The organism is Rhodococcus marinonascens NBRC 14363 (assembly GCF_001894885.1).
In the GTDB taxonomy this organism is placed as follows: Bacteria; Actinomycetota; Actinomycetes; order Mycobacteriales; family Mycobacteriaceae; genus Rhodococcus_F; species Rhodococcus_F marinonascens.
Genome location: NZ_BCXB01000002.1, coordinates 296,320 through 312,395 on the forward strand (window position 1 = coordinate 296,320; position 16,076 = coordinate 312,395).

Consider the following 16,076-nt stretch of genomic DNA (forward strand, 5'->3'; position numbering starts at 1 on the left):
GGTGGCTACTGTTCGATGGTCGGCCCCCCCCCCCGATCCGGTCACCTAGCAGGTAGTCCTCGAGACGAGCAACCGGATTGGCCGTCATACCTTTGTTATCTTGGCGCGCCGCCGTGACCTGTTGGGAAGTAAACGTCATCGTCGCCCGGCGGCGGGTGGCCCAGACCGGATTCCATACCTCGCTGAGTATGCCGGTGACCACTATCGGGGTGCCACGAGATGCGGCGAAGACCGTGCCGGGGAATAATCGCGGGGCGAGAACCGTCATCGATGGTAACCCCGTCGATTGGCCGTGAGACGGCCCGCACGTGCTTGCCGGGCAAATTGCACGTCACATGTGGGGCTATTCTCATGATATATAGGCGCTCTGACCGGGTACCGAAATAGAAACGAGGCGAATACCTGCCGTGAGCAGCAGCTCTACATCCCAGTTCGGACAGAACCAATGGTTGGTTGACGAGATGTACCAGCGTTTCCAGGACGATCCGTCGTCCGTGGACGCCAGCTGGCACGAATTCCTGACAGATTACTCTCCCGACGCCGCCTCGAAAGCAGGCGCGGCCAACGGACACCGCACTACCGACGCCGTCGCACCTGCTGCTCCCTCTGCCACGACTTCGGCGCCTCGGGCTTCCGCGCCGCGGACCGCGCCTCAGCCCCAGACCAAGCAAGCCAACGGCGCCGCACCAAAGAGCGCCGCACCTAAGAATGTTGCCCCCAAAGCTGCAGCGCCCAAGACCGCCGCGCCCAAGACCGACGCGCCCAAGACCACTCCGAAGAGCGACGCCGCCGCCGCTAAAACCGTCAAGGAGGCGAAGGCGACTGCTCCTGCCTCCGACGAGTCGACGGTTCTTCGCGGCGCGGCTGCTGCCGTCGCGAGAAACATGTCGGCATCGCTGACAATTCCGACCGCCACCAGCGTGCGCGCCATCCCCGCGAAGCTGATGTTCGACAACCGGATCGTTATCAACAACCACCTCGCCCGTACCCGCGGCGGCAAGATCTCGTTCACGCACCTTCTCGGTTACGCCATCGTGCAGGCCGTCAAGGCGTTTCCGACCATGAACCGACACTTCGCCGAGATCGACGGCAAGCCCAACGCGGTCACCCCGGCACACACCAACCTCGGCCTCGCTATCGACCTACCTGGCAAGAACGGCAGCCGGTCCCTCGTCGTCGCGGCGATCAAGAAGACCGACACGTTCAATTTCACGCAGTTCTACAGCGCCTACGAGGACATCGTCCGGCGTGCACGTGACGGCAAGCTCACGGCCGAAGACTTCTCGGGTGTCACGATCTCTCTCACCAACCCCGGTGGGATCGGCACCGTGCACTCCGTACCACGCCTCATGAACAACCAGGGTGCCATCATCGGTGCCGGCGCCATGGAGTACCCCGCCGAGTTCCAGGGCGCGAGCGACGAGCGCATCGCCGAAATGGGCGTCGGCAAACTCATCACGCTCACCTCGACGTACGACCATCGCATCATTCAGGGTGCCGAGTCCGGCGATTTCCTTCGGACCATCCACAACCTGCTGATCAGCGACGAGTTCTACGACGAGATCTTCCACTCCCTGCACATCCCATACGAGCCGGTCCGTTGGCGGCAGGACGTCCCGGAAGGCGAGGTCGACAAGAGCACTCGTGTTCTCGAGTTGATTGCCGCCTACCGCAACCGGGGTCACTTGATGGCCGATACGGATCCGCTCCAGTTCGTCAAGGACAAGTTCCGCAGCCATCCGGACCTCGATGTCACAACGCACGACCTGACCCTGTGGGATCTCGACCGCGAGTTCAAGGTCGGCGGCTTCCACGGTAAGTCGAAGATGAAGCTGCGCGATGTCCTGAGCGTGCTTCGTGACGCTTATTGCCGCCACATCGGTGTCGAGTACGCGCACATCCTGGAACCGGAGCAGCAGCAGTGGCTGCAAGACCGGGTTGAGTCGCACCACGTCAAACTGACAGTCGCCCAGCAGAAGTACATCCTGAGCAAGCTCAACGCCGCCGAGGCCTTCGAGACGTTCCTGCAGACCAAGTACGTCGGCCAGAAGCGCTTCTCCCTGGAGGGCTCCGAGTCCGTCATCCCGATGATGGACGCAGTGATCGACCAGGCTGCAGAGCACGCGCTCGACGAGGTCGTGATTGGTATGCCGCACCGTGGTCGCCTGAACGTTCTGGCGAACATCGTCGGCAAGCCGTACTCCAAGATCTTCACGGAGTTCGAGGGCAACATGAACCCGGCGGCCGCTCACGGCTCCGGCGACGTGAAATACCACCTCGGTGCCGAGGGCACGTACATCCAGATGTTCGGTGACAACGACATCACCGTCTCCCTCACAGCCAACCCCTCACACCTCGAGGCGGTCGACCCGGTCCTCGAGGGCCTGGTCCGCGCCAAGCAGGACATCCTCGACAAGGGCGAGAACGGCTTCACCGTCCTGCCGCTGATGTTGCACGGCGACGCCGCGTTCGCCGGTCAGGGTGTGGTTGCGGAGACGTTGAACCTGGCACTGCTGCGGGGCTACCGCACCGGCGGCACCGTGCACATCGTGGTCAACAACCAGGTGGGCTTCACCACCGCCCCGGAACACTCCCGGTCCTCCGAGTACTGCACCGACGTGGCCAAAATGATCGGCGCGCCGATCTTCCACGTCAACGGTGACGACCCCGAGGCCTGCTTCTGGGTCGCCCAACTCGCAGTCGACTTCCGGGAAAAGTTCCAGAAGGACGTCGTCATCGACATGATCTGCTACCGCCGCCGCGGTCACAACGAGGGCGATGACCCGTCGATGACGCAGCCTGCAATGTATGACGTCATCGACACCAAGCGCAGCGTCCGTAAGAGCTACACCGAATCCCTGATCGGCCGCGGCGATATCTCACTGAAGGAAGCCGAAGACGCCCTACGCGACTACCAGGGTCAGCTCGAGCGGGTGTTCAACGAGGTACGCGAACTCGAGAAATACACACCCGGTCCCAGCGAGTCCGTCGAATTGGACCAGCCGCTGCCCACCAAGCTGAAGACGTCCGTCGACGTCTCGGTTCTGGAGCGGATCGGCGACGCGTTCGTCAATGTTCCCGACGGATTCACTGTGCATCCGCGCGTCAAACCGGTCATCGAGAAGCGTCGGGAGATGTCTCGCGAAGGCAAGGTCGACTGGGCGTTCGCAGAACTACTCGCCTTCGGTTCGCTGGTCGACCAAGGCAAGACAGTTCGCCTGTCAGGCCAGGACTCCAAGCGCGGCACGTTCACGCAGCGTCACTCGGTACTCATCGACCGCAAGACGGGCGAGGAGTACACCCCGCTGCAGAACCTCGGCAGCGAGAACCCCGGCAAGTTCATGGTCTACGATTCCGCACTCAGCGAGTTTGCCGCCGTCGGGTTCGAGTACGGCTACGCCGTAGGTAACCCGGGTGCGCTCGTGCTGTGGGAGGCGCAGTTCGGTGACTTCGTCAACGGCGCGCAGTCCATCATCGACGAGTTCATCTCATCGGGTGAAGCCAAGTGGGGCCAGCTTTCCGACGTCGTTCTGCTGCTGCCGCACGGTCACGAGGGTCAGGGGCCCGACCACACGTCCGGTCGTATCGAGCGCTTCCTGCTGTTGTGTGCAGAGAGTTCGATGACAGTCGCCGTGCCGTCCACCCCGGCTAGTTATTTCCACCTATTGCGTCGTCACTCGCTCGACGGAATTCGTCGCCCGCTTGTGGTCTTTACGCCGAAGTCGATGCTACGCAACAAGGCTGCTGTCTCAGAGGTCGAAGACTTCACCACCGGCAAGTTCCGCTCGGTGTTCGAGGAGCCTGCGTACGAGGACGCCGCCGCCGACCGCGGCAAGGTCCGCCGCATCCTCCTCGTCAGCGGAAAGCTGTACTGGGAGTTGCTGGCGAAGAAGCAGAAAGACAACCGCGAGGACATCGCGATCGTCCGGATCGAACAGTTGTACCCGGTTCCGAGCCGTCGCCTACGCGAAACGCTCGATCGCTATCCACATGCCCACGAGTTCCAGTGGGTTCAGGAGGAGCCGGCCAACCAGGGCGCGTGGCCGTTCTTCGGTCTCGCACTACCCGAGTTGCTCCCCGACAAACTGGCCGGGATCAAGCGCATCTCGCGTCGTTCGATGTCGGCGCCGTCGTCGGGCTCGAGCAAGGTGCACGCGGTGGAACAACAAGAGATCATCGATGAAGCGTTCAGCGAAAGAGCAGAAACCGCCAGGGCGTTCGGCGATTGAGCGTGAAACGGCTGAAGCGTTCAGCGCAAGAGTATGTAGCGGATGGAGCACTCGGGTGAGCCTGCGAGTGTGATGTCGATTCTTGCCCGCGAGCCGGGTCGAGTTCACGCAACCGCGTGGACTTCGACCCGGCTTTCGTGGTCTCCGGCCGGATCGTCAGCTCGCGGTGGCCTCCTGTAGCACGGCGGCCATCTCGGGCGCCGCGGCGACGGCGAGCGCGGGAAGGGCCTGGGCGGCGATGTCGATCAGTTCGTCGCGTGACAGCTGCGGGTTGTGCAACGGGTTGTGCAACCAGGTGATCGTGACCTCCTCCACGTAGGCGATCCATCCGCGCACGGAGAGCACGACCGCGGAGGTCGGCTCGATGGCAAGCATTCTGAGTTGTTCGAGGATCCGCTCACACATCACGACGCGCGTTTCTTCGAAGATTGCTCGCATGTCCGGGTTGCCACTCGCCGGTCCGCGCGACAGCGAAACGTAGCATGTGCGATTGTCGCAGGCGTAGTCGATGTAGGACGACAGCACCGAACGCAGAACCCGCATCGGATCGCCGGCTTTCACGACGGACGGATCAGCGGCCGTGTAAGCAATCATCTCCTCGTTTGCGTGCCGGACGATCGCAAGGTGGAAATCTTGCTTTGAGGCGAAGTAGTGGAACAGCAGACCGGGTGACACCCCGGCCCGCTCTGCGATTTCCTCTACTGAAATCTGCTCGAGTGGTCGATCTGCCAGCATTTCCGCGCCCAGATCGATCAATTGGGCGCGTCGTTGCTCCGGGCTGAGACGGGTCCGCTTCACAACAGCCATGAAACAAGACTACTAAACTCGAGTCAATAGCTATTGACCGATCATCAATAGCTACCTATTGTTGCGTGCATGAGTCTCCCAGACACAGATACTTACGAGCCCACCGCTGATGTCCGGCATGTCGACACCCTGATCATCGGCAGCGGGTTCGCCGGCCTCGGCGCGGCAATCAAGCTGACCCAGGCGGGCAAGACCGACTTCCTCGTGCTCGAACGCGGCAGCGACGTCGGCGGGACCTGGCGCGACAACACGTACCCGGGCGCGGCGTGCGACGTCCCCTCACAGTTGTACTCCTACTCATTCGCTGCCAACCCGAACTGGACGCGGTCGTTCTCGCCGCAACCCGAAATCCAGGAATACATCCAGTCGGTGTCCAAGAAGTTCAAGGTGCGCGACAAGCACCTCTTCGACTGCGAGGTGCAGTCCGCCCGCTGGAACGAGGCGACCGCACGATGGGAAATCAGCACCACGAAGGGGGACTTCGTCGCGAGAATCGTCGTCTCCGCGGTCGGTGCACTGTGCGAGCCTGCCCTGCCCGACATCGAAGGCATCGAAGGTTTCGAGGGGGAGATCTTCCACTCCGCCCGCTGGAATCACGACGCCGACCTGGCGGGAAAGCGCGTCGCAGTCATCGGCACAGGCGCGTCCGCCATCCAGATCATCCCGGCCATCGGCAAGAAGGTGTCCCACCTCGACGTGTACCAGCGCACGGCGCCGTGGGTCCTGCCGCGTGCGGACCGCGAGTACACCGCACTCGAGCGGGCCGCGTTCAAGTACCTCCCCGGCTTCCAGCAGCTCTATCGCACCGGGATCTACCTTCTGCGGGAGACTCAGGTCGTCGGGCTGGCGAAGGCACCGATATTCATGAAGCCTCTACAGATCGCGGCCGAGCTCCACCTGAAGAGCCAGATCGACGACGAGGACCTCCGAAAGAAGGTGTCACCGAACTTCCAGCTCGGTTGCAAGCGCATGCTTCTGTCGAACACCTACTACCCGACCCTCGCGCAGGACAACGTCGACCTCGTGACCGACGGCATCGAGAAGGTCACCGCCAGCTCGGTCGTATCCAAGGACGGCACCTCCCGCGAGGTCGACGCCATCGTCGTCGCCACCGGATTCCATGTCACCGACTCCCCCACCTTCGAAAGCATCTTCGGTAAGGACGGTCGCTCGCTCGCCGAGGTCTTCGACGAGGGCGGACAACGGGGTTACAAGGGCGCGACCATCGCGAATTTCCCCAACATGTTCTTCCTCGTGGGCCCCAACACCGGCCTGGGACACAGCTCGATGGTCTACATGATCGAGTCGCAGCTGAACTACCTCGTCGATGCAATGCGGACGCTGGACAAGTACGACATCGGAAGGATCGAGGTCCGCGAGGACGTCCAGGACCGATACAACGTGGACCTTCAGAAGAGGTTGTCGAACAGCGTCTGGAGCACGGGCGGCTGTGCGAGCTGGTACCTCGACAAGCACGGCAACAACACGACGCTGTGGCCGGGCTTCACCTTCGAGTTCCACAATGCGACACAGTATTTCGACCTCGACGCATACGACAGCGTGGCCACGGCCGACCTACCCACGGCCGACCTACCCACGGCCGACCTACCCACGGCCGCACCAGAGCCCTCACCTGCACCTGCACCTGCAAAGACGAAGGGGAAGAGAAAGAGAAACTCCGCGAACTCCACTGTCAGCTCGGCACAGATCGATCCCGATGACGAGAAGGTGACCGCACAGTGAGCGAGTTCGCCGGCAAGATTGTTGTGATCACCGGAGCCGGTTCCGGTATCGGTAGGGCACTAGCGCTGAATTTGGCGGGCCAGGGCGCCAAGCTGGCGATCTCGGACGTGGACGCGGCTGGCCTCGACGAGACTACGCGGCGAGCGACAGCGCTGGGCGCCGAGGTCAAGTCCGATTATCTGGACGTCACCGAGCGCGACGCAGTGCTGGCGTATGCGGACGATGTACTTATCCACTTCGGCAGGATCAACCAGGTCTACAACAATGCCGGAATCGCTTACCACGGCGATTTCGAGAAGTCCGCGTTCAAGGACATCGAGAAGATCATGGACGTGGACTTCTGGGGAGTGGTCAACGGCACCAAGGCTTTCCTGCCGCACCTGATCGCGTCGGGCGATGGCCACGTCGTCAACATCTCGAGCCTGTTCGGCCTGCTGGCCATGCCGAAGCAGAGTGCCTACAACGCGGCGAAGTTTGCGGTTCGCGGCTTCACCGAGGCACTGCGCCAGGAAATGATGATCGCAAAGCATCCCGTCAAGGTCACGTGTGTGCATCCCGGCGGAGTCAAAACTGCTATCGCCCGTAATGCCACGGCAGGGCCGGGCGAGGATCGGGACACCTCCGCCGCATTCTTCGATCAAAGGCTCGCGCGAACCACGGCGGAAGATGCGGCAAAGATCATCGTCAACGGCGTCCGCAAGGGGAAGCCCCGCATTCTGGTCGGCACGGATGCAAAGTTGCTCGACGCATTGGTGCGACTGGTCGGGCCCAACTACCAGCGTGCGGTCGCCACCATCGCCGGCCGCGTTCTACCCAAGTCGAAGTGAGGAAATGATGAGCTTGCACCTACCACTTCCCGTCGTCGCGGCCGCCCTCCGGCCGTTCTACCGGCTGAGCCTCAACGCGAGGCTTCCATACGACGTTCAGAGGGCGCTCCTCGAACTCGGTGCCCCACTGCAGAGGATGCCACCCGGTGCCGTCGTCCGGCCGACCTCGCTGGCAGGCCGTCCCGCGGAGCGAATCACCGTGGGGGCCACAGAACGCCGGACTGCAATCCTCTACCTCCACGGTGGGGCCTATACGATCGGTTCGCCGGCAACGCACCGTTCGCTGGCCGCCCACCTCGCCGAAGAATCCGGTGCCGCGGTCTACACCCTCGACTACCGGTTGGCTCCGGAACATCCGTTCCCTGCCGGCCTCGAGGACGCCGTAGCCGCATACCTGGAACTGAACACGGAACACGGTTACGAGACAGGGCAACTCACCATCGCGGGTGACTCTGCGGGTGGCGGGCTCACCGTTGCCACCGCGCGGCGTCTGATCGACCGGCACGGCGTGACTCCGGCCGCGCTGGCGCTCATCTCACCATGGGTCGATCCGGGGCGGCGCGACACCCCCAGCGACCGTGATCTCGTCGTCAACACGGCCTGGTCGGTCGACGCGGCCGAGAAGTATCTCGGTGACGGGGACGCGAGCGACCCCGGTTATGCGCCGATGCTGGGGGACCTGAAGGGGTTGCCGCCCATTCTGATTCATGTCGGCGTACAAGAGGTGCTCCACCCGCAGATCATGGAGTTCGTCGACAAACTGGAACAGTCGAACGTCGACGTCAGGCTCACCGAGTACGCCCGCCTGTGGCACGTCGCCCACCTGCAGGCGTCCTTGGTACGAGAGGCTGCGGACGCGGTTGCCGAACTCGGGCAATATCTGCGTTCACAGATGCGCCTCGCGCCACACGCGCGCCACACCGACTGAATCTGCACCACCGCGGACCTGGCCGATCATGTCGGCCAGGTCCGCTGTCGTCAGCTCACCCGCCACCACGTTCATCGCCTTCACCTGGGATTCGCCGAGACTTCCGGTTCGGTACAGCGGCACCACGTTCTGCGCGGTGAACACGTGGTCGGCGTCGGACAGCACGACGAGATCCGCACCTGCGACGTCGGGGGACGCGGTGGTCACACCGGCCACCCGGACGCCTTCGGCGGACTCCGGGGCCGCGAGTTCGGCGATGGCCGCAGCATCGTCGGCGACCGTACGAGTCTGGGCAAACGCGCATCCGCTCAGATCGGTCAGCGCGTCGGCCTCGAAGCTCGGAGCGAGATCAACGGTGCTCCTACTGCACCATGGAACGAGTTCGTCCAGGGTGGCGAGTGTCAGCCGGTCGGAGGTCCCCAGGGTGATCGCAAGTACCGACCTGTCCTCGGCGGAGGCGAAATCGGATACCGAAAGCCCCTGCGGCAGAGACTTACTCAATGCTTCAAAGACGTCATCCTGCTCGGTCTCCGTCGACGCGGGGTCATAATGGCGAAGCAGCCCGCCAGTGAACTCCGGCACCAACGTCACGTCCCCGGCGTCAAGTTTGCCGAGGTAGGCGGTGCGGTCGCCGAGTCCGGGATCGGTGCTGACCTGAGTGCCTGTCGAACGCAGCGCACCCGCATAAATTTCAGCCAAGATCCGGCTCTCTGCGGTGTCACCCGCCCCGACGATGATGTCGCCTGGCACCTGCCCCGCGAACCCGCCGGGAGTCGCATCCTTGACGCCGCAGGACGACATCGCTCCCACCAGCAGCAGAGCCGAGGCGGCGATCACCACCCGCGACCACACCAATGGACGACGTCGGCGCCCCGCCCACGATTCTTCGTTGCGTGTGTGTGCCACGTCGAGCCTTTCTCGAAATCGGGTCCAGCGAGACCCTGCTGTGTCCGCCCCCATCGTTACACTGGCCAACTGATGGCGCGTACACGCGCCCACCGGTCTCCGTCGGCAGGTCCGACGCCGGTGACAACGGAAAGGACGCTTGTGCGCACCTCACGACTTCCGTCAGGCCTCACCCGCCGCGCGGTGGGCAGTATTGCTCTCGCGACGGTCGCCGCAGTGTCGCTCGCAGCGTGTGGTGGCGGATCCGATCCGCTCTCCGCCGGCAGCGAAGGTTCCGGCGACAGCCCCGACTCGATCATCGTGGGATCGGCGAACTTCCCCGAATCCGAGACCGTCGCGAACATCTACACCGAGGCGCTCCGCGCCAACGGGTTCGACGTGACCACGAGGTTCAACATCGGCACCCGTGAGGCCTATATTCCGGCGCTGAAGGATGGGTCGATCGACGTCATTCCCGACTACACGGGAAACCTCCTGCAGTATCTCGATCCTGCCTCGACGGTGACGAGCGCCGTCGACGTCGACGAGGCGCTTCCGGCCGCATTGGGGTCGGAACTCACGATCACCACCCCCGCCCCCGCCGAGAACAAGGACGCGGTGGTCGTCACGAAGGAGACGGCGCAGCGCTGGAACCTGACGTCCATCGCAGATCTCGCAGAGCACTCGAGCGAGGTGAAGTTCGGTGCACCCGCCGAGTTCCAGGAGCGCCCAGGTGGCCTGCCGGGACTGAAGTCCAAGTATGGGCTCAACATCTCGGCCGACAATTTCGTTCCGATCGCCGACGGCGGTGGTCCGGCTACGGTCGGTGTCCTCGCATCGGGACAGATCACGGCGGCCAACATCTTCACCACGTCCCCGGCGATCGAGCAGAACGGCTTCGTGGTGCTCGCGGACCCGCAGAACAACTTCGCCGCACAGAACGTGGTCCCCGTGGTGCGCTCCACGAAGTCGTCCGACAAGCTGACCGAGGTGCTCGATGCGGTGTCGGCGAAGCTGAGCACCGAAGCGCTTCTGTCGCTCAACGAATCTGTCTCCGGTGACGCGAAGACCGAACCGGCGGCGGCGGCAAAGCAGTGGGTCACCGACCAGGGGCTCGACGAGCCGGTCTCGTAAGGGACGTGCCGTGATCACTTTCTCGGGAGTCACCAAGCAGTATCCGGACGGCACGACGGCAGTCGACAACCTCGATCTGCAGATCGAAGCCGGATCGTTCATGGTCTTCGTCGGCCCGTCCGGCTGCGGCAAGACCACGTCGATGCGGATGATCAACCGGATGATCACCCCCACCGAGGGAAGGATCACGGTCGGCGGACGCGATATTGCGGACACCGATCCGGTCAAGCTTCGCCTCGGCATCGGCTACGTCATCCAGAGCGCAGGACTGTTGCCGCACCGCACGGTGGTGGACAACGTCGCTACCGTGCCGGTATTGAGGGGTGATTCGCGACGCAGCGCCCGCAAGGCCGCGTTGGCGGTACTCGAACGTGTGGGCCTCGATCCGGCGCTGGCTTCCCGCTATCCCGGGCAACTCTCGGGCGGGCAGCAACAGCGGGTCGGAGTCGCTCGGGCGCTGGCCGCCAATCCACCGATCCTGCTGATGGACGAACCATTCAGCGCCGTCGATCCCGTTGTCCGCGAAGACCTGCAGGCAGAGATGCAGCGTCTGCAAGCCGAGATGCGCAAGACCATCGTGTTCGTGACCCACGACATCGACGAGGCCGTCAAATTGGGCGACCGGTTGGCGGTCTTCGGACCAGGCGGCCGACTGCAGCAGTACGACGCCCCGGACACGGTCCTGTCCGCGCCGGCCACCGATTTCGTCGCCTCGTTCGTCGGTCGGGACCGTGGCTACCGGGGTCTCTCCTTCCGCACCGCCGATCAAGTTCCGCTGCACATGATTCGGACCGCGACCGAGAAGGAGTTGCCCGGGCTGACGCTCCGGCAGGGTGAATGGGCCCTGGTCGTCACGGACGCGGGAGTTCCGAGAGGGTGGATCGACGTCACCGGCGTCGAGAGGGCACGCGCCGGCCACCCGGTCTCCGAATGCACTGCGGCAGGCGGATCACTCTTCACTCCGGGCGCCGATCTACGGCAGGCACTGGACGCGACCATATCCTCTCCTTCGGGAATCGGGGTGGCCGTCGACGGCGACGGCGCGGTGTCGGGCGGCATGCTCGGAGCCGAGGTGATCGCGAAACTGGCCGAGCAACGGGCGACCGAGGATCGCATGAGGGGTGAGCTCTACCTCGCTCCCGAAGCGACAAGCCCGGACGGGTCGTAGGCCGATGAGGTGGCTTCTCGACAACTTCTCCGTCGTCGTCGACTTGACGAAGACCCATTTGTATCTCGCCCTGGTTCCACTTCTGATCGGACTGATCATCGCCGTCCCTGTGGGGACCGCGATCCGGGGCGTGCCGTGGCTGCGCAAGATCACACTGATCGCGGCGGGCATTGCGTTCACGATCCCGTCGCTGGCGCTGTTCGTAACGATCCCCTCCGTTGTCGGACTGCAGATCCTGGACCCTCTCAATGTGCTGATCGCGCTGACGATCTACTCCACCGCCCTACTCGTCCGTGCGGTGCCCGAGGCCCTCGACTCGGTTCCCGCCGACGTCGTCGACTCCGCAACCGCGATGGGATTCACCCGCCTCGGCCGGGCCCTGACCGTCGACCTGCCCCTCGCAATACCCGTTCTCGTCGCAAGCGTGAGAGTGGTGGCCGTGACCAATATCTCGCTTGTATCGGTGGGTTCGGTGATCGGAATCGGTGGTCTCGGCACGCTGTTCACCCAGGGCTACCAACGTGACTACCCCGACCAAATCCTGGCAGGGATCATCGCCATCGTCGTGCTCGCCCTGACATTCGACCTGCTCCTGTTTCTCGTCGGGCGGGTTCTGACGCCGTGGACCCGGCAGAAGAAAGTCCGGCGCGCGACTGTCGGCGCATGGCAATCGACCGCGCCGACGACCGCGGAGACGTCATGAACATCTTCGGTGGCGCATGGGACTACATCGCCGATCCGTCCAACTGGCAAGGCAGCACTGGAATCGGTGCCCGCATCCTCGAGCACCTTTGGTACAGCTTTCTGGCGGTGATGCTCTCGGTGGCAGTGGCAGTACCGATCGGTCTGATCATCGGTCATCTACGCAAAGGCGACGTGGTTGTCGTTGGTCTCGTCAACGCACTCCGCTCGCTGCCGACGCTCGGCCTGCTGACGTTCCTGGTGCTTCTGCTCGGGCTCGGTCTGATCCCGCCGATCCTGGCCCTTGTGATCCTTGGAATCCCACCCGTGCTGGCGGGCACGTACGCGGGTGTCGCAAACGTCGACTGGACGGTTGTTGACGCCGCCCGGGCAATGGGTCTGACCGAATGGCAAGTCCTCACGCGCGTCGAAGCCCCGAATGCACTGCCGCTCATGCTCGGCGGACTCCGCAATGCCACCCTGCAGATCATCGCAACCGCAACGGTGGCCGCGTATGTCAATCTCGGCGGCCTTGGCCGCTACATCTTCGATGGACTTGCCTTGCGCCAGTACGACCGGGTCCTCGTCGGCGCGCTTCTCGTGACGATTCTCGCGCTCGTCGTGGACGGCCTGCTCGCGCTCGCAGTTTGGGCTTCCATTCCTGGCACGGGCAGACTACGGCGCAACTCGAACGCCGAACAGATCGCCGAACGCGCGCTATGACAAAGCCCACGCACAACGGCAAACACCCCGACACCGGAACCTTGGGTGCGGGTTTCGGATCGGGGTGCTTGCCGGATTCTCGCTAGCCGGTGACGCCTTCTGCGTGAGCAGCACCGGCGACCGCCTCCGCAACAGCGGGGGCCACGCGAGGATCGAGCGGGCTGGGAACGATCTTGTCTACAGCCAACTCGTCGCCGACCACCGAGAGGATTGCCTCGGCGGCGGCAAGCTTCATGCCTTCGGTGATACGGCGGGCGCCGGCGTCGAGCGCACCACGGAACACACCGGGGAAGGCGAGAACGTTGTTGATCTGGTTCGGGAAGTCACTGCGCCCCGTGGCAACGATCGCCGCGTGCTTGCGTGCGATGTCGGGGTGGATCTCCGGATCCGGGTTCGACAACGCGAACACTATCGAGTCCTTCGCCATGGTCGCGATGATCTCTTCGGGCACCGTGCCCGCGGACACACCGAGGAATACGTCTGCGCCGTCGAGGGCCTCGACGATGCCACCGTGGCGGCCGGCGGGGTTGGTCCGAGCCGCCAAATCGACCTTGACCTCGGTGAGGTCGTCGCGGTCCCGAGAGACGATGCCCTTCGAGTCGAGGACCGTCACGTCAGTGATACCGGCGGCGAGCAGAATGTTCGCGCACGCGACACCCGCGGCTCCGGCGCCCGAGATGACCACGCGCAACGTGTGGAGGGCACGGTCCTGTACCTTGGTCGCCCCCTTGAGTGCGGCGAGGACGACGATGGCGGTGCCGTGCTGATCGTCATGCATGACCGGGCAATCGAGCGCCTCGATCACACGCTTTTCGATCTCGAAGCAGCGCGGCGCCGAGATGTCCTCGAGGTTGACGGCGCCGAAGCTCGGACGCAACCGGATGAGAGTCTCGACGATCTCGTCGGGATCCTTGGTATCGAGCACCAACGGAATCGAGTTCAGGTCCGCGAATTTCTTGAACAGCGCGGACTTGCCCTCCATCACGGGAAGTGATGCGCGAGGTCCGATGTCACCGAGGCCGAGTACCGCGGAGCCGTCGGACACGACGACGACGAGGCGACTGGTCCATGTGTACCGGTTGACGAGCGTCTCGTCGGCGGCGATGGCGCGACTGACCTGTGCGACACCGGGCGTGTATGCGATGGACAGGTCGCGCTGCGTATCGAGGGCGGCCGTGGTCTGTACCGAGAGCTTCCCGCCGATGTGGCTGGCGAAGATTTCCTCGTCGGTCAGCTCGACCTTCTGCGGTGTTGTGGGTTCGGACACGATTGACACGATGGCACTCCTGCTAAGTCCAGGCTCACTCGGGGCCGGGTTACCGAGTAGTAACCATGCGGATCGACACTGAACCACTTGATTACTCCACGAAAGACAACTGAGATGACGCTTCCAGGATGCGCGATCACGATGGCCGCAGAACTTCCGAAGCGTCATGGCACCGGGCGGGTGAGCCCTGGCAACACTGCCATGATCCCCGCCGAAGGAGCGGTGGCACCGACGTCGGAGTATTGCAAGTCTGGCACGAGTAGCGACGCGCAATCAAATTGCACCGGAAGTCGGAAGTCCAACTTTATTGGACCCGCCACCTGTAAGAACACGTTCCCGGTGGCCAGTGCGCCAACCGGCTTCGTATACCTGCCCGAACGCCCGTCAATCCCACCACTGTGTGAACAGGAGAAGAGCCGCCGCCGCGAAGACGGCCACAGACGAGGTCACCGCCACCACTCCTTCGCGACGATCCGCGATCCGTTGGGCCGCGATCACGACGACGGCAGCGGCGACGTGCGCCGTGACGGAGACCGTTCCCGGGCCCGGCACCCCCTTGCCTCCACCGATATAGCCGGAAACGATCACGACGAGCAGCAGCATCACGACTCCGGCAGCGACTGCTCCGCTCAGAGCCCGGATTGCCCGGACCACCAGCGGACTGCGGCGCGGCGCAGGTGCGGGCAAGTCGCCGGGGGTGGCCGGGCCGTAGGAGTCGTACCCGTAGGAGTCGGGCTCGTGTGCACTCATGCCGAAATCACCTGCACTCCAGATGATTTTGATACAAGTCTGTCGAATTCATCTGCACTCGTTGAGAATTCTCCCAGCTTGGCCCTCTTGTCCGACCCGTGATAATCGGAGGAACCGGTGACAACCAGGCCGAGTTCGTCGGCCAGTTCATGCAGTAGCCGCGCGTCGGCCGCCGAATGATCGGGGTGGTGCACCTCGAGTCCGTGCAGACCTGCGCCCGCCAGGTCACGGACGTGCTCGAGTGAAAGCAGTCGCCCCCTCGTGCGCGCGCGTCCGTGTGCGAGGACGCTCACTCCCCCTGCCTCCGCCACGAGTTGCACCGCCTCATCGAGCGGTGTGTCCGACTTGTCCACGAAGTACCTACCGCCGGGCGCCAGCAGGTCGACGAACGCCTCACCGACGCTGCCGACGACCCCGGCGCGCATCAGCGCCCTGGCCAGATGCGGGCGGCCGGCGGCAGGCCCCGCCTCTGCGAGTACCTCATCGGCGTCGATTGGGAGTCCGTCCTCCATCATCCGTTCCGCCGTCGCCCGGATTCTGACGATCCGCTCGTTCCGCAGCCGCTGCCGTTCCCTTGCGAACGCCGCGTGCGCAGGGTCGAACAGATAGGCAAGGAGATGCACCGCGACGGGACGTCCGTCCTCACCCCGACCTTCGCAAGACATTTCCATGCCCCGAACCAGCGTGAGCCCTGCGGGCAGCGCGGCGACCGCTCCCGCCCAGCCTGCGGTGGTGTCGTGATCGGTGAGCGCGACGACGTCCAGGCCCGCCGCCCCCGCAGCGCGCACCAGGTCCTCCGGACTGTCCGTTCCATCGGAGGCCGTCGAATGAGCGTGGAGATCGATGAGCACCGGTCCAGTCTCTCAGTTGTCGGCCGCGGGGTCGGGCGCTCGGTCTTCGAAATCCGGCGTGTCGCGCGTTCGTGCGCGTCTTA

General features: G+C 64.0%; 13 protein-coding genes. 8 read left to right on the forward strand and 5 right to left on the reverse strand.

The window, feature by feature from the left end:
- Positions 1–407: 407 nt before the first annotated feature.
- Positions 408–4,229, forward strand: coding sequence for a multifunctional oxoglutarate decarboxylase/oxoglutarate dehydrogenase thiamine pyrophosphate-binding subunit/dihydrolipoyllysine-residue succinyltransferase subunit (locus tag RM2_RS03590; RefSeq protein ID WP_072687446.1), 3,822 nt, complete (start codon positions 408–410; stop codon positions 4,227–4,229).
- 156 nt (positions 4,230–4,385) lie between these two features.
- Here the strand turns inward: RM2_RS03590 and RM2_RS03595 are convergent, their stop codons facing one another.
- Entirely contained in the window at positions 4,386–5,036 is a 651-nt protein-coding gene (locus RM2_RS03595) for a TetR/AcrR family transcriptional regulator (protein ID WP_072687447.1), read from the reverse strand.
- Positions 5,037–5,105: 69 nt separating this feature from the next.
- On the opposite strand from RM2_RS03595, the gene RM2_RS03600 reads away from it, so the two are divergent.
- Genes RM2_RS03600 through RM2_RS03610 form a run of 3 tightly spaced genes read left to right on the forward strand, consistent with a single transcriptional unit; the run spans position 5,106 to position 8,534 of the window.
- Positions 5,106–6,779, forward strand: coding sequence for a flavin-containing monooxygenase (locus RM2_RS03600; RefSeq protein WP_084721619.1), 1,674 nt, complete (start codon positions 5,106–5,108; stop codon positions 6,777–6,779).
- Positions 6,776–7,606 (forward strand): SDR family NAD(P)-dependent oxidoreductase, encoded by an 831-nt coding sequence (locus RM2_RS03605; protein WP_072687448.1) that lies wholly within the window; start codon positions 6,776–6,778, stop codon positions 7,604–7,606. The genes RM2_RS03600 and RM2_RS03605 overlap by 4 nt, the downstream gene beginning before the upstream one ends.
- A gap of 7 nt (positions 7,607–7,613) precedes the next feature.
- Complete coding sequence (locus RM2_RS03610; RefSeq protein ID WP_084721622.1) at positions 7,614–8,534, forward strand: alpha/beta hydrolase; 921 nt, start codon at positions 7,614–7,616, stop codon at positions 8,532–8,534.
- Here RM2_RS03610 and RM2_RS03615 read toward each other — a convergent pair.
- The gene (locus RM2_RS03615; RefSeq protein ID WP_072687450.1) at positions 8,493–9,440 is read right to left on the reverse strand and encodes an ABC transporter substrate-binding protein; all 948 of its coding nucleotides are present in this window, start codon (positions 9,438–9,440) and stop codon (positions 8,493–8,495) included. The two genes, RM2_RS03610 and RM2_RS03615, sit on opposite strands and share 42 nt — an antisense overlap.
- Positions 9,441–9,581: 141 nt before the next feature.
- Between RM2_RS03615 and RM2_RS03620 the strand changes: the two genes are divergently transcribed.
- From RM2_RS03620 to RM2_RS03635, 4 genes are read left to right on the forward strand one after another with little or no spacing between them, the layout of a single operon-like run.
- Positions 9,582–10,553 (forward strand): ABC transporter substrate-binding protein, encoded by a 972-nt coding sequence (locus RM2_RS03620; RefSeq protein ID WP_072687451.1) that lies wholly within the window; start codon positions 9,582–9,584, stop codon positions 10,551–10,553.
- A 10-nt stretch (positions 10,554–10,563) separates the two neighbouring features.
- Entirely contained in the window at positions 10,564–11,721 is a 1,158-nt protein-coding gene (locus RM2_RS03625; RefSeq protein ID WP_072687452.1) for an ABC transporter ATP-binding protein, read from the forward strand.
- Between the two features lie 4 nt (positions 11,722–11,725).
- Positions 11,726–12,424 (forward strand): ABC transporter permease, encoded by a 699-nt coding sequence (locus tag RM2_RS03630; protein ID WP_072687453.1) that lies wholly within the window; start codon positions 11,726–11,728, stop codon positions 12,422–12,424.
- Positions 12,421–13,125 carry an ABC transporter permease gene (locus tag RM2_RS03635; RefSeq protein WP_072687495.1) on the forward strand — a complete coding sequence of 235 codons (705 nt, stop codon included), beginning with the start codon at positions 12,421–12,423 and terminating at the stop codon, positions 13,123–13,125. Before RM2_RS03630 ends, RM2_RS03635 begins: the two co-directional genes overlap by 4 nt.
- An 82-nt stretch (positions 13,126–13,207) precedes the next feature.
- Here RM2_RS03635 and RM2_RS03640 read toward each other — a convergent pair whose 3' ends face one another.
- From RM2_RS03640 to RM2_RS03650, 3 genes are all read right to left on the reverse strand, one after another.
- On the reverse strand, positions 13,208–14,401 hold the full coding sequence (locus RM2_RS03640; RefSeq protein ID WP_072687454.1) for an NAD(P)-dependent malic enzyme: 1,194 nt from the start codon (positions 14,399–14,401) through the stop codon (positions 13,208–13,210).
- Between the two features lie 375 nt (positions 14,402–14,776).
- Entirely contained in the window at positions 14,777–15,142 is a 366-nt protein-coding gene (locus tag RM2_RS03645) for a hypothetical protein (protein ID WP_072687455.1), read from the reverse strand.
- Positions 15,139–15,993, reverse strand: coding sequence for a PHP domain-containing protein (locus tag RM2_RS03650; protein WP_072687456.1), 855 nt, complete (start codon positions 15,991–15,993; stop codon positions 15,139–15,141). The genes RM2_RS03645 and RM2_RS03650 overlap by 4 nt, the downstream gene beginning before the upstream one ends.
- Between the last annotated feature and the right edge of the window lie 83 nt (positions 15,994–16,076).